Here is a 14182-nt window from a genome sequence, read left to right on the forward strand (position 1 = left end):
GATGAGCACCGCGATCATCGATGTCGCGACCCCGCACGGCTTGGACGAGGCCGCCTTCGCCGCCGCGCTGGCCCGGATCGCCGAGCTGGCCCCCGAGCACGATGCCGCGGGCCGCTTCCCGGCCGCCGCCTTCGAGCTGCTCCGCCCCACCGGGGTGCTGGCGCTGACCGTCCCGGTCGAGCTGGGCGGGCTGGGGCGGGGGATCGCCGAGGCGGTCGAGGTGATCGAGCGGGTCGGCGCCGCCGACCCCTCGGTCGGGCTGATCCTGCAGTGGAACTACGTCAACCACCTGGCGCTGCGGCACCCGGACAACCCGTGGCCGCGCGAGCTGGCCGAACGGGTGCTGCGCAGCGCCGCCACCGACGGCACCCTGATCAACGGCGTCAATGTGGAGCGCGAGCTGGGCAGCCTCTCCCGCGGCGGGCTGCCCGCCACCACCGCGACCCGGCTGCCGTCGGGCGACTGGCGGATCGACGGCGAGAAGGCCTACGCCACCGGCATCTCCGGGCTGAGCTGGTTCACCGTCACGGCCACCACCGCCGAGCCGGAGCCGAAGATCGCCACCTTCCTGCTGGACCGCTCGGCGCCGGACTGGGAGGTGCTGCCGACCTGGAACCACCTCGGGCTGCGCGCCTCCGACACCCAGTCGGTGCTGTTCTCCGGCACCGTCGTGCCGCACGCCCGGCTGGTCGACGTGCGCGACCCGAAGGGCAAGCCGCTGCCGCGGCCGGGCAGGCAGGCGCTGCCGCTGCTGCTGGCCGCGAACTACAACGGCGTCGCCATCGCGACCAGGGACTGGCTGGTGCGCTACCTGCACACCAGGGTGCCGACCGCGCTCGGCGCTCCGCTGGCCACCGTCCCGCGCTTCCACGACCGGGTCGGTGAGATCGAGGCCGCCATCCAGACCAGCCGGGCGCTGCTCCGGCAGGGTGTGGCGGCGCTGGTCGCGGGGAAGCAGTCGCCGCTGTTCGGGCTGGCCAAGCATGTCGCCACCGCGACCGCCATCCGGGTCACCGAGTCGGCGCTTGACCTGACCGGCAACCCCGGCCTCGACCGGAAGAACCCGCTGGAGCGGCACCACCGGGACGCCATGGTCGGGCGGATCCACACCCCGCAGAGCGATGCGGTGCTCGCCCAGCTCGGCCGCGACGCCATCGCGCTCGGCAGGCCGGAGGAGCTGTCGTGAGCCACCGCGAGGTCCACCTCAATGTCAATATCCTGAACGCGGGCGTCTTCGGCGGCTCCTGGCGGTTCCCCGGTGCCGAGCCGGCGGCGAGCCTCGGGCTGGAGCACTACCTGCGGATCGCGCAGCGCGCCGAGGAGGCCACCTTCGACGCGATCTTCCTCGCCGACGGCCCCGGGATCAGGGACGACCTGCGCTATCGGCCGTTCAACGGGCTGGAGCCGTCGGTGATCCTGGCCGCGGTGGCGGCCGCGACCGAGCGGGTCGGGCTGATCGCCACGCTCTCCTCCAGTTACAACGACCCGTACGACGTCGCGCGGCGCTTCGCCACGCTGGACCTGCTCAGCGGCGGGCGCGGCGGCTGGAACGTGGTGACCACCGCGGGGGCCGGCCCGGCGCGCAACTTCGGGCTGGACGCCGAGCCCGCGCACGCCGAGCGGTATCGGCGCGCGGCGGAGTTCGTCGAGGTGGTGCGGGCGCTCTGGAACAGCTGGGAGCCGGACGCGCTGATCGGCGACAAGGCCGCGCATCGCTTCGCCGACCCGGCTCGGATCCACCCGGTGCAGCACACCGGGGAGTTCCTCGACGTGGCCGGGCCGCTGAACGTCCCGCGCAGCCCGCAGGGCGAGCCGGTCGTCGTGCAGGCGGGCGCCTCCAGCGACGGCCGCGCGCTGGCCGCGCGGATCGGCGAGGTGATCTTCACCGCCGCGCAGACCGCGGACGAGGCGGGGGAGTACTACCGCGACGTCAAGGCGCGGGCCGCCGCGTACGGCAGGCGGCCGGAGCACGTGCTGATCCTGCCCGGGCTCTCCACCGTGATCGGCTCCACCGAGGCGGAGGCGGAGCGGCGCAGGCAGCTGCTCGCCGAGCTGGTGCCGCCGGAGTACGCGCTGAACCGGCTCGCCGAGCAGCTCGGGGTCGACCGCGAGGCGCTGGTCCTCGACGCGCCGCTGCCCTGGCACCTGCTCGCCGACCCGGACGAGGCAGGGGGGTCGCAGACCTTCTACCGGATCGCGCTCGGGTTGGCGCGGCGGGAGAGTCTGACCGTGCGGCAGCTGCTGCACCGGCTCGGGGGCGGGGCCGGGCACCGGATCGTCACCGGCACGCCGGAGCAGGTGGCGGACGCCATCGTGGACTGGGTGGATCGCGGGATCGCCGACGGGTTCAACCTCATGCCGGACGTGCTGCCCGGCGGTTTCGACGATTTCGTGGACGGGGTCGTCCCGATCCTGCGCAAGCGCGGAGTCTTCCGCCGCGAGTACCGCGGCACCACACTCCGCGACCACCTCGGCCTGCCGAAACCCGAGTATGTGCGGCCCGGCGCGATCGCGGCGGCCGCCGCGGAAGGAGCGGCCTGACCATGGCACGGACCCTCTCGTTCTTCGTGAACGTCGGCAGCGCCGGCTACCACCCGGCCGCCTGGCTGGACCCGGCGCTGGCCCCGGACGCCTTCATCGACCTCGCGCACTACCGGCGGATCGCGGAGGTCGCCGAACGCGGCGCGCTGGACGGCCTGCTGCTCCCGGACATCCCGGTGCAGCAGCCCGGCATCGCCCGCGGCCCGGCCGCCACCCTGGACCCCGTGCTGGTCACCGCCGCGCTCGCGGTGAGCACGGAGCGCATCGGCCTGGTCCCCACCGCGAGCACCACCCTGAACCGCCCGTACAACCTGGCCCGCCGCATCCTCTCGCTGGACCACGCGAGCCACGGCCGGGCCGGCTGGAACGCCGTCACCACCTTCGAGCCGCGCGCCGCCGCCAACTTCGGGCTGCGCGAGCTACCGGACCGCGACGAGCGGTACCGCCGCGCGGCGGAGTACCTCGGCGTCGTCACCGGGCTGTGGGACAGCTGGGAGGAGGACGCGGTCGTCGGCGATCGGGAATCCGGTGTCTTCGCCGACCCGGAGAAGGTGCACGCGCTGAACCACGTCGGCGAGTTCTACTCCGTGGCGGGCCCGCTGAACGTCGTCCGCTCACCCCAGGGCCGCCCGGTCCTGGTGCAGGCAGGCGCCTCCCCGCAGGGCCGGGCCTTCGCCGCCGCGCACGCCGAGGTGATCTACACCAGCCAGCTGAGCCTCTCCGGTGTGCGCGAGTTCAGCGCCGAGGTGCGCGCCGCGGCCGCCGCGCACGGCCGCGACCCGGAGGCGCTCAGGATCCTGCCCGGGCTGGTCCTGGTCGTCGGCTCCACCGAGGCCGAGGCGCGCGACCGCTTCGACGCGCTGCAGAACCGGCTGCACCCGGACAGCGCGCCGGTGCGCATGCTGGCCCAGTGGCTCGGCTACCCGGACGCCGAGCTCGAGCTGGACGCCCCGCTCCCCGAGCGCTACACCGTGCTGCCCGCGACCAGGGTCGGCCCGGAGGGCTTCTTCACCGCGCTCACCCGCTACGCCGCCGAGACCGGATTCACCGTGCGCGAACTGCTCACCCACGTCCTCGGCGGGCACCGCGTGGTGATCGGCACCCCGAAGACCGTCGCCGACCACATCGAGCTGTGGTTCCGCAACGGCGGCATCGACGGCTTCACCGTCATCCCCGCTGTACTCCCTGCCTCGCTGGCCGACTTCGTCGACGAGGTGGTGCCCGAGCTGCGCCGCCGCGGCCTCTTCCGGCGCGGCTACGAGGGCGCCACGCTCCGCGAACACCTCGGCCTGCCGGTGCCCGCGAACTCGTTCCAGACCGTTTCCCCGATCGGAAGGTGATCCATGACCCACCGCTACCTCGGCCGCACCGGAGTGCTGGTCAGCCCGCTCACGCTGGGCGCCATGAACTTCGGCGCCTGGGCCAACAAGGACCACGACGAGGCGATCCGGATCGTGCACAGGGCACTGGACTCCGGCATCAACGTGGTCGACACCGCGGACGTCTACTCACAGGGCGAGAACGAGGAGATCGTCGGGAAGGCGCTGCTCGGCCGCCGCGACGAGGTGGTGCTGGCCAGCAAGTTCCACGGCCAGATCGGCACCGACCCGAACACCAGGGGCAACTCCCGGCGCTGGATCATCCGCGCCGTGGAGGACAGCCTGCGCCGGTTGCAGACCGACCACCTCGACCTCTACCAGGTGCACCGCCCCGACCCGGCCGTGCCGCTGGAAGAGACGCTGCGCGCCCTGGACGACCTGGTGCGCGCGGGCAAGATCCGCTACTCCGGGACCACGACCTTCGAACCGCACCAGCTGGTCGAGGCGCAGTGGGTGGCGCAGGACCGCAACCTGCACGCCCCGGTGAGCGAGCAGCCGCCGTACTCCATCCTGGCCCGCGGCGCGGAGAAGGGCACGCTGCCGATCGCGCAGAAGTACGGTCTGGGCGTGCTCACCTGGAGCCCACTCGCGGGTGGTTGGCTTTCGGGACGCTATCGCGCGGGCGAGACCGCGCCGGACTCCACCCGGCTGCACCGCCAGCCGCACCGGCACGACCCGGAGCTCGTCGCCAACCAGCGCAAGCGCGCCGCCGCCGAGGAGCTGGCCAAGCTCGCCGACGACGCCGGGCTCACCCTGGTGCACCTGGCGCTCGCCTTCGTGCTGCAGCACCCGGCGGTGAGCAGCGTGATCATCGGCCCGCGCACCGAGGAGCACCTGCTCGGCCAGCTCGGCGCCGTCGACGTCCGGCTCGACGCCGAACTGCTGGACCGGATCGACGCCATCGTCGCCCCCGGCAGCACCCTCAGCCCCGCCGACGAGGGCTACCTGCCGCCCTCGCTCACCGACGCCACCACTCGCCGCACCCTTGGAGCCAGCCGATGAGCCTGTCCGACCTCCGCACTCTGGGCCGCACCGGCGTCAAGGTCAGCCCGTACGCGCTGGGCACCATGAACTTCGGCCCGCGCGGCAACAGCAGCCACGAGGACTCCATCGCGATCATCCACCGCGCGCTGGATGCCGGGATCAATATCGTGGACACCGCCGACACCTACTCGCGCGGCGAGTCCGAGGTCATCGTCGGCAAGGCGCTGCACGGCCGCCGCGACGACATCGTGCTGGCCACCAAGTTCCACAACGCCGTCGACGACGACCCCACGCACCGCGGCAACTCCCGGCGCTGGATCGCCCGCGCGGTCGAGGACAGTCTGCGCCGGTTGCAGACCGACCACATCGACCTCTACCAGGTGCACCGCCCGGAGCGGGTGACCGATCTCGAGGAGACCGTCGGCGCCCTGGACGACCTGGTGCGCGCGGGCAAGATCCGCTACTACGGCACCTCGGTGTACTCGCCCGGGGAGCTGGTCGAGGCGCAGTGGATCGCGGACCGGCGCAAGCTGAACCGCTCGGCGTCGGAACAGGTTCCGTACTCGCTGCTGGTGCGCGGGATCGAGCGGGAGACGCTGCCGATCGCCGGGAAGTACGGGCTCGGCGTGCTCTCCTACGGCCCGCTCGCCGCGGGCTGGCTCTCCGGGAAGTACCGGGTCGGCGCGGCGCAGCCGGACTCGCACCGCGCCGACCTCATCCCCGGCCGCTTCGACGTGGACAACCCGGCCAATGCCGCCAAGCTCGCCGCCGCGGACGCGCTCGCGGCGCTGGCCGACGAATCCGGGCTGACGCTGGTGCAGCTGGCCGTCGGCTTCGTGCTGGCGCACCCGGACATCAGCGCCACCATCATCGGCCCGCGCACCGGCGAGCACCTGGACGGCTACCTGGCCGCCGCGGACACGGTGCTGAGCGACGACATCCTGGACCGGATCGACCAGATCGTCGCGCCGGGCACCGTCTTCCACGAGCGCGACACCGGCATCATCGCCCCCGCGCTCGCCGACCCCGCGCTGCGCCGGAGCGCCGCGTGAGCACGCTGGTCGCCGCGCTGCGCCCCGGCTCGGCCGAGATCACGGCGCTGCTCGCCGAGATCGCGGCCGACGCCGCCCGGCGCCGCGACGCGGGCGGCACCGAACCCCCGGACGCCGCCATCACGGCGATCAAGCGGCTCCGGCTCGGCTCGGTGCGGGTGCCGGAATCCGACGGCGGGCCGGGCTGGAGCATCGCCGAGCTCTTCGACCTGCTGATCGACCTGGCCGAGGCCGACCCGGACGTGCCGCACATCCTGCGCATCCACTACGGCTTCGTCGAGGAGCTGTACCGGCTGCCGCACACCGAACGCAAGCTCGCCTGGCAGCGGGAGGTGTTGCGGGGCAGCCTGTTCGGCGGCGCGCTCACTGAGCTGAGCAGCAAGCCGGTCGGGAACTACGACTACGAGAGCACGCTCACCGCGGCGTCCGGCGGCTACCTGCTGAACGGGCGCAAGTTCTACAGCACCGGCGCCAGGTACGGCGACTTCATCCGGGTCACCGCGAACGGGCCGGACGGCGCCGTGCTCTCCGCGGTGGTCCCGGTGGACCGGGCAGGCGTCGAGCACGTGGACGACTGGGACGGCATCGGCCAGCGCCACACCAGCAGCGGCACCACCGTCTTCACCGACGTCGCCGTGGCCGAGGCGGAGACGCTCCCGTTCCGCGACCCGGCCGCGAAGGACCGCCCGCGGCAGTCTTTCCCGCAGCTCTACCTGTACGCGGTGGCGGCGGGGATCCTGCGCGCGCTCGCCACCGACGCCGCCGCCCTGGTCCGCGGCCGCGGCCGGAACTTCGTCTTCGCCAATACCGAGGAGCCGCGGCACGATCCGCAGCTGCTCGCGGTGATCGGCGAGCTGGACGCGACCGCCTTCGCCGCCGAGGCGGTGGTGCGCGCGGCCGCGGTGGCGCAGGAGGCGGCCTTCGCCGCCGCGCGCGCGTCCGGGGTGGATCCGGAGCTGGAGCACGCGGCCTCGGTGCAGGCGGCGCGGGCCAAGGTCGCGCTCGAGGACGTCGCGCTGCGCGCGGCCGGGCGGATCTTCGACGTCGGCGGCGCCTCGGCCACCAGGGCGGCGGCCGGGCTCGACCGGCACTGGCGCAACCTGCGCACGCTGTTCTCGCACAACCCGGCCGCGTACAAGGCGCGGGCACTGGGGAATCTGCGGGTGAACGGGGAGCCGCTGCCGGTGGCCGGGCACTTCTGAGAAGAAAGGGGCGGCGGGATTCGTCGAAACGAAGCCCGCCGCACCGGATCGGGGTCACCGCAGCCCTCGGGACTCACCGGATCCTTCTGCACTCGATCCGAGCGCCGGTTATGACTATAGGGCAGGCTTACCTAAGTCTGCAAGACCTTCGTTCGGAGCGGTCCGGCGGTGGTGTAAAGGTGGAGGGCATGAGTGCACCTGACACCGGCTTCTCCCTGGCCGACCTGACCCCGGAAGCGATGAACGAGGCCGACCGGGGGTACTTCACCGACTTCATCGGCTTGCGCTACACCGAGATCACGCCGGACCGGGTGCGCGCCGAGTGGACCGTGACCCCGAACCTGCACCAGCCGGCCGGGATCCAGAACGGCGGCGTCTACTGCACCGTGGTGGAGACGCTCGCCAGCGTCGCGGGCGGGGTCTGGTTCGGAGAGCGCGGCACCGTCGTCGGGGTGAACAACAACACCGACTTCCTGCGCGCGGTGCGCGAGGGGCTGCTGCGCGGCGAGGCGACGCCGATACATCGCGGCCGCTCGCAGCAGCTGTGGGTGGTGGTGATCACCGACGAGCAGGACCGGGTGGTCGCGCGCGGGCAGGTCAGGCTGCAGAACCTGGCCGGCTGATCTTGCCGGGCGGCCGGGGTTCGGCCGTGCCAGAATGACCGTTCGTTCACCCCTCGACCGGTCAGGAGCCCCGATGCGTCTCTCGCCGCACGAGCAGGAGCGGCTGCTGCTGAGCTACGCGGCCGAGCTGGCCCGCCGCAGGCAGGCCCGCGGGCTCCGCCTCAACCACCCGGAGGCGATCGCGCTGATCTCCGACCATGTGCTGGAGGGCGCCCGCGACGGCCGCACCGTCGCCGAGCTGATGACCTCCGGGCGTACCGTGCTCGGCCGCGCCGACGTCATGGACGGCGTGCCGGAGATGATCCACGACGTCCAGGTGGAGGCCACCTTCCCGGACGGCACCAAGCTGGTCACCGTGCACCGGCCGATCGGATGAGCGGCGTGATCCCCGGCGAGTACCTCTGCGCCGACGGCAGCATCGAGCTGAACGCAGGCGCCGCGCGCATCGAGCTGACCGTGCTGAACGCCGGTGACCGCCCGGTCCAGGTCGGCAGCCACGTGCACTTCCCGCAGGCCAACGCCGCGCTGGAGTTCGACCGCGCCGCCGCGCACGGGCACCGCCTCGACATCCCGGCCGGCACCGCCGTCCGCTTCGAGCCCGGTGTGCCGCAACACGTCTCGCTGGTTCCGCTCGGCGGCACCCGCGAGGTGTACGGCATCGGCCTGAATCCCCCCGGAGCACTGGACGGCCCCCGATGACCGAACTCAGCCGCGAGCGCTACGCGCAGCTCTTCGGCCCCACCACCGGCGACCGCATCCGGCTCGCCGACACCGACCTGCTCATCGAGATCACCGACGACCTGAGCGGCGGCCCCGGCCGAGCGGGCGACGAGGCGGTCTTCGGCGGCGGCAAGGTGCTGCGCGAGTCCATGGGGCAGTCGCGCGCCACCCGCGCCGACGGCGCACCGGACACCGTGATCACCGGCGTGGTCGTGGTCGACCACTGGGGCATCGTCAAGGCCGACGTCGGGATAAGGGACGGCCGGATCGTCGCGCTCGGCAAGGCGGGCAACCCGGACACCATGACCGGCGTGCACCCGGACCTGGTGGTCGGGCCGAGCACCGAGATCATCGCGGGCAACGGCCGCATCCTCACCGCGGGCGCCATCGACTGCCACGTGCACCTCATCTGCCCGCAGCTGCTGCCCGAGGCGCTCGGCGGCGGCATCACCACGCTGATCGGCGGCGGTACCGGCCCGGCCGAGGGCAGCAAGGCCACCACCGTCACCCCCGGCGCCTGGCACCTGGCCCGGATGCTGGAGGCCACCGACTCCTGGCCGATGAACGTCGTGCTGCTCGGCAAGGGCAACACGGTGAGCGCCGAGTCGATGTGGGAGCAGCTGCGCGCCGGTGCGGCCGCCTTCAAGCTGCACGAGGACTGGGGCTCCACCCCGGCCGCCATCGACGCCTGCCTGCGCGTCGCCGACGCCTCGGGGGCGCAGGTCGCGCTGCACTCGGACACCCTGAACGAGGCCGGGTTCGTCGAGGACACGCTGGCCGCCATCGCCGGGCGCGGCATCCACGCCTACCACACCGAGGGCGCGGGCGGCGGGCACGCGCCGGACATCATCACCGTCGCCTCGCACCCGAACGTGCTGCCCAGCTCCACCAACCCCACCCGCCCGCACACCGTCAACACCCTGGACGAACACCTGGACATGCTCATGGTGTGCCACCACCTGAGCCCATCCATTCCGGAGGATCTGGCCTTCGCGGAGAGCCGGATCCGGCCCTCCACCATCGCCGCCGAGGACCTGCTGCACGATCTCGGCGCTATCTCCATGATCGGCAGCGACTCGCAGGCCATGGGGCGGATCGGCGAGGTGGTCATGCGCACCTGGCAGACCGCGCACGTCATGAAGCGCCGCCGCGGCGCGCTGCCCGGCGACGGCGCCGCCGACAACCTGCGGGTGCGCCGCTACATCGCCAAGTACACGATCTGCCCGGCCGTCGCGCACGGCCTCGAGCACGAGGTCGGCTCGGTCGAGGTGGGCAAGCTGGCCGACCTGGTGCTCTGGGAGCCCGCCTTCTTCGGCGTGCGGCCGCACGCCGTGCTCAAGGGCGGCGCCATCGCCTGGGCCGCCATGGGCGACGCCAACGCCTCCATCCCCACCCCGCAGCCGGTGCTTCCCCGCCCCATGTTCGGTGCGGCACCGCCGGTCGCCGCCGCCACCTCGCTGCACTTCGTCAGCGAGCACGCCATCGCCGACGGGCTCGCGGACCGGATCGACGTGCGGCGCAGGCTCGTGCCCACCGCCGACGTGCGCCGCCGCGGCAAGGCCGACATGCCGCTCAACGACGCCATGCCGCACATCGAGGTCGAGCCGGACACCTTCACCGTGCGCATCGACGGCGAGGTCTGGGCCGAGGAGCCCGCCACCGAACTGCCGATGGCACAGCGCTACTTCCTGTTCTGAGCCGCGGTGGCAGACTGACCCCCATGACGTCGTCGCAATGGGCCGAGGTGGACCGCTACATCGTGGACAACCTGGTGGTGGACGGGGCGGGGGCGGCAGCGCTCGACGCCAACGCCGCCGCCGGGCTGCCCGCCATCGATGTGTCGCCGCCGCAGGCCAAGTTCCTGCACCTGCTCGCGCGCGCCGCGGGGGCGCGGCGGGTGCTGGAGATCGGCACGCTCGGCGGGTACAGCACGCTGTGGCTGGCCCGGGCGGTCGGGCCGGCCGGGCGGGTGGTCACCTTCGAGTTCGAGCCGAAGCATGCCGCGGTGGCGCGGGAGAATCTGGAGCGGGCCGGGGTCGCCGATCGGGTCGATATCCGGGTCGGGGCCGCGCTGGACAATCTGCCCGGGTTGGCCGACGAGGATTCCGAGCCGTTCGACTTCGTCTTCATCGACGCCGACAAGGTGAACAACTCGAACTACGTGCTCTGGGCGCTGCGGTTGACGCGGCCGGGGTCGGCGATCGTGGTCGACAATGTGGTGCGCAACGGGGGGCTCGCCGACGAGCACTCCGACGATCCCGCCGTGCAGGCGGGGCGGGAGCTGGTCGATCTGCTCGCGGCGGAGCCTTCGCTGGACGCGACCATCGTCCAGACCGTCGGCGCCAAGGGATGGGACGGGTTCGCCTACGCCGTGGTGAACGGGGGCTGATCCCTCAGGGGATCAGGACGACTTTGCCGGTGGTGCCGCGCGTTTCCAGCGCCCGGTGCGCCTGTGCCGCGTCGGCCAGCGGGAAGCGGTGGACCACCGGCTTCCAGCGGCCTGCGCGCCAGGCGTCGATAGCGCGGGTCTCCAGGACTCGGATGTCGCCGCCGACCGGGGCGAGCATGGCGGGGCCGAGCACCACGGTCGAGGTGCGGTCGCCGCCGGGTGGGAGCAGGACCGGCGGGCCGGCCGCATCGGGTTCGGCGGACCAGCCGTAGACCACGTGGGTTCCGCCCGGGCCGAGCAGTTCCAGCGCGGCGCGAGCGACCGGTCCGCCCACGGCGTCGAACAGCACGTCCACCGGCTTTCCGAGCCGCTTCCGCACCTCGTCGGCCCACCGGTCGTCCAGGTAGTCCACCGCGTGGTCGGCGCCGAGCGAGCGCACCAGCTCCACCTTCGCGGGGCCACCCGCGACCCCGACCACCTCGGCACCCGCCGCCTTCGCCGCCTGCACCAGCAGGACGCCGAGCCCGCCCGCCGCCGAGGTCACCAGCACCGTTGTGCCCGGCTCGATCCTGGCGAACTGCAGAATCCCGACGGCGGTGCGTCCCGTGCCGATCAGCGCGACCGCCTCGGCCGGATCGGCGCCCTCGGGCAACCGGTGGAGCCGATCGGCCGCGACCACGGCCAGCTCGGCGTACCCGCCCGGCACCATGCCCAGGTGCGCGACCACCTCCGCGCCGAGCCAGTCGGGATCGACCCCGTCGCCGAGCGCGTCCACGGTCCCCGCCACCTCGCGGCCGGGGATCGTCGGCAGCTCCGGCGCCGGCATCGGGCCCGGCTTCCCCTGTCGCAGTACGGTGTCGAGCACGTGCACCCCGGCCGCGGCGACCGCGATCCGCACCTGCCCGGGGCCGGGCTCCGGATCGGGGACCTCGTCGAGGCGCAGATTCTCGGCGGGGCCGAAGGCGTGCAGTCGGATGGCGCGCACGGGCGGAACTCCTGTCGTCGAACGGATTCCGCTCCACCCTGCAACCTCGAGCGAGGTCGAGGTCAAGCCCGCGCGTGCAGCGCGGCGAAACCGTCGCAGAGCGCGTCCAGCCCGCTGCGCAGCACCAGGTCGTTGTCGAGGGCGTCGAGCCCGCGCCCGGCGAGCCCGCCGAGCGGGTCCGGGATGTCCGCCACGGGCTGCCCGGTGAGCAGCGCGCGCAGCGGGTTGCCCGCGCCGTCGCGCTCGTCGCTCCGGCGCACCAGAAGCTCGCTGACCAGCGGCAGCGTGCAACCGGAGATGTAATTCCACACCGAGAACGCCATCCTGGTTGCCTCCGCGGTATCCACCCCGAGCTCGCCGAACCCCTCCACCAGCCAGGCCAGGCAGCGCAGGCTGTACGGCCCGAAGCTGTACCGCGGCATGGCGAACGCCAGCAGCACCCACGGATGCCGCTGGTAGAGCGCGCGATCCACGTCGGCGGCGATGTGCACCCGCTCCCGCCAGCTCCACCGCTCGCCCGCCGGGGGAGCGGGGTAGGGGTTGCGCCGCGAGACCTCGTCGGTCATCGCGGCGAGCAGTTCGTCCTTGTTCGCCACGTGCCGGTACAGCGACATCGCCCCCACGCCGAGCCGATCGGCGATCCGCCGCATGGAGAGCCCGTCCAGCCCCTCGGTGTCGGCGACGGTGATCGCGGTATCCACGATCGAGGCCCTGGACAGCTTGGATTCGGCCATGCGTACACTGTACCCGGAATGCGTACGGTGTACGCGTGGTTGTACCGGCAGACGACGAGCACGAGGAGGCGACCGACGATGACGTCCGTGGACGATGCGGTGACGGCGACAGCGGCCGGTCCGAGCCCGCGCCGCGCCTGGCTCGGCATGTCGGTGCTGCTGCTGCCCGTGCTGCTGGTCTCCATGGACATCTCGGTCCTGTTCCTCGCCATGCCGACGCTCTCCGCCGACCTGGCGCCGTCCGCCGCCCAGCAGCTGTGGATCCTGGACATCTACGGCTTCCTGCTGGCCGGCCTGCTCATCACCATGGGCAACCTCGGCGACCGCATCGGCAGGCGCAATATCCTGCTCGCCGGCTCCGCCGTCTTCGGCATCGGCTCGGTCCTGGCCGCCTTCGCCACCGGCCCGGAGATGCTCATCGCGGCCCGCGCCCTCATGGGGATCGGCGGCGCGACACTGCTGCCCTCGAGCCTGGCGCTGATCTCCGTGATCTTCCCCGAGGCGCGGCAGCGCGGCGTCGCCATCGGCGTGTGGACGGCGTTCTTCGCCGGCGGTTCGGCGGTCGGGCCCGTGGTCGGCGGCTTCCTGCTGCACCACTTCTGGTGGGGCTCGGTCTTCCTGGTCAACACCCCGGTGCTGCTGGTCCTGCTCGTGGCGGGCCCGTTCCTGCTCCCCGAGCACCGCGCCGTCGAACGCGGGCTCCTGGATCTGCGCAGCGTCGCGCTGTCCATCGGCGGCATCCTGCCCGTGGTCTACGGCGTGAAGCACGCCGCCGCCGAAGGCGTCGACGCCGAAGCCCTGATCGCCTTCGCCATCGGCGTGCTCCTGCTGGTCCTGTTCGTCCGCAGGCAGCGCCTCCTCGACGACCCCCTGCTCGACCTGCGGCTCTTCGCCAACCGGACCTTCTCGCTCGCCATCGGCGCCAGCCTCACCGGCATGATGTCGCTCGCCGCCCTGAGCTACCTCGCCAGCGTCTACCTGCAGTCCATCACCGGCCGCGACCCGCTCGCCGCCGCCTGGCTCGGCATCCCCATGGCCGTCGCCGTCTTCGTCTTCTCCATCGGCGGCTCCGGCATCGGCCGTGCCCTCGGCACCCGGCTCGCCTTCGTGGTGGCACTGCTCGCCTCCGCGGTGGGCAACCTGATGCTGCTCGGCGTCGGGGTCGACGGCGGCGTCTGGTGGTACGTCGCCGGTTCCGCCCTGGCCGGCGTCGGCTACGGCATCGCCTTCACCCTGGTCTCGGATGTCTCCGTCTCCTCGGTCCCGCCCGAGCGCGCCGGCTCCGCCGCCGCCACCTCCGAAACCAGCTTCGAACTCGGCAACGCCCTGGGCCTGGCCCTGCTCGGCTCCCTCGCCACCGCGGTGTTCCGTGCCTCCAGTGGGACGTCCGGCACGCTCGGCGACGAGTTGCGCGAGGCGGGCACGGACGCGGGCCGCGTGGCCACGGTCCAGGAGTCCTTCGTCACCGGCATGCACACCGCCACCACCGTCGGTGCCCTGCTCCTGGTGCTCATGGCGGCGGCCACCTGGTTCTTCGGCCCCCGCAAGCAAGCGCGACGGTCGTAGTATTGCG

Annotated in this window: 14 protein-coding genes; 12 read left to right on the top strand and 2 right to left on the bottom strand. The window is 72.9% G+C overall.

From position 1 onward, the window contains the following. The first annotated feature begins 1 nt into the window (after position 1). The 11 genes from ACFUJ1_RS24075 (at position 2) to ACFUJ1_RS24125 (ending at position 10890) form a co-directional block, all read left to right on the top strand. Positions 2 to 1186, top strand: coding sequence for an acyl-CoA dehydrogenase family protein (locus ACFUJ1_RS24075; RefSeq protein WP_378649020.1), 1185 nt, complete (start codon positions 2 to 4; stop codon positions 1184 to 1186). Then, positions 1183 to 2541, top strand: coding sequence for an LLM class flavin-dependent oxidoreductase (locus ACFUJ1_RS24080; protein WP_378649022.1), 1359 nt, complete (start codon positions 1183 to 1185; stop codon positions 2539 to 2541). The genes ACFUJ1_RS24075 and ACFUJ1_RS24080 overlap by 4 nt, the downstream gene beginning before the upstream one ends. A gap of 2 nt (positions 2542 to 2543) precedes the next feature. Continuing rightward, entirely contained in the window at positions 2544 to 3881 is a 1338-nt protein-coding gene (locus ACFUJ1_RS24085) for an NtaA/DmoA family FMN-dependent monooxygenase (protein WP_378649024.1), read from the top strand. Positions 3882 to 3884: 3 nt separating this feature from the next. Further along, entirely contained in the window at positions 3885 to 4922 is a 1038-nt protein-coding gene (locus tag ACFUJ1_RS24090; RefSeq protein ID WP_378649026.1) for an aldo/keto reductase, read from the top strand. Next, positions 4919 to 5956 carry an aldo/keto reductase gene (locus ACFUJ1_RS24095; RefSeq protein WP_378649028.1) on the top strand — a complete coding sequence of 346 codons (1038 nt, stop codon included), beginning with the start codon at positions 4919 to 4921 and terminating at the stop codon, positions 5954 to 5956. Before ACFUJ1_RS24090 ends, ACFUJ1_RS24095 begins: the two co-directional genes overlap by 4 nt. Beyond that, the gene (locus tag ACFUJ1_RS24100) at positions 5953 to 7158 is read left to right on the top strand and encodes an acyl-CoA dehydrogenase (RefSeq protein WP_378649031.1); all 1206 of its coding nucleotides are present in this window, start codon (positions 5953 to 5955) and stop codon (positions 7156 to 7158) included. Before ACFUJ1_RS24095 ends, ACFUJ1_RS24100 begins: the two co-directional genes overlap by 4 nt. A gap of 239 nt (positions 7159 to 7397) precedes the next feature. Then, complete coding sequence (locus ACFUJ1_RS24105; RefSeq protein WP_378649203.1) at positions 7398 to 7781, top strand: PaaI family thioesterase; 384 nt, start codon at positions 7398 to 7400, stop codon at positions 7779 to 7781. 73 nt (positions 7782 to 7854) lie between these two features. Further along, on the top strand, positions 7855 to 8157 hold the full coding sequence (locus tag ACFUJ1_RS24110) for an urease subunit gamma (RefSeq protein WP_378612626.1): 303 nt from the start codon (positions 7855 to 7857) through the stop codon (positions 8155 to 8157). Positions 8158 to 8162: 5 nt separating this feature from the next. After that, positions 8163 to 8480: an urease subunit beta gene (locus ACFUJ1_RS24115; protein ID WP_378649205.1), complete on the top strand. Its 318-nt coding sequence runs from the start codon at positions 8163 to 8165 to the stop codon at positions 8478 to 8480. Beyond that, positions 8477 to 10198: an urease subunit alpha gene (locus ACFUJ1_RS24120; RefSeq protein ID WP_378649033.1), complete on the top strand. Its 1722-nt coding sequence runs from the start codon at positions 8477 to 8479 to the stop codon at positions 10196 to 10198. The genes ACFUJ1_RS24115 and ACFUJ1_RS24120 overlap by 4 nt, the downstream gene beginning before the upstream one ends. A gap of 23 nt (positions 10199 to 10221) precedes the next feature. Then, complete coding sequence (locus ACFUJ1_RS24125) at positions 10222 to 10890, top strand: O-methyltransferase (protein WP_378649035.1); 669 nt, start codon at positions 10222 to 10224, stop codon at positions 10888 to 10890. Between the two features lie 4 nt (positions 10891 to 10894). On the opposite strand, the gene ACFUJ1_RS24130 is transcribed toward ACFUJ1_RS24125, so the two are convergent. Next, on the bottom strand, positions 10895 to 11875 hold the full coding sequence (locus ACFUJ1_RS24130) for a zinc-binding dehydrogenase (RefSeq protein WP_378649037.1): 981 nt from the start codon (positions 11873 to 11875) through the stop codon (positions 10895 to 10897). Between the two features lie 62 nt (positions 11876 to 11937). Beyond that, positions 11938 to 12609, bottom strand: coding sequence for a TetR/AcrR family transcriptional regulator (locus ACFUJ1_RS24135; protein ID WP_378649039.1), 672 nt, complete (start codon positions 12607 to 12609; stop codon positions 11938 to 11940). A gap of 78 nt (positions 12610 to 12687) precedes the next feature. Between ACFUJ1_RS24135 and ACFUJ1_RS24140 the strand changes: the two genes are divergently transcribed. Next, positions 12688 to 14175: an MFS transporter gene (locus ACFUJ1_RS24140; protein ID WP_378649041.1), complete on the top strand. Its 1488-nt coding sequence runs from the start codon at positions 12688 to 12690 to the stop codon at positions 14173 to 14175. Positions 14176 to 14182 lie beyond the last annotated feature (7 nt).

It is taken from the genome of Nocardia sp. NPDC057227 (assembly GCF_042669725.1).
Taxonomy (GTDB): domain Bacteria; phylum Actinomycetota; class Actinomycetes; order Mycobacteriales; family Mycobacteriaceae; genus Nocardia; species Nocardia asteroides_A.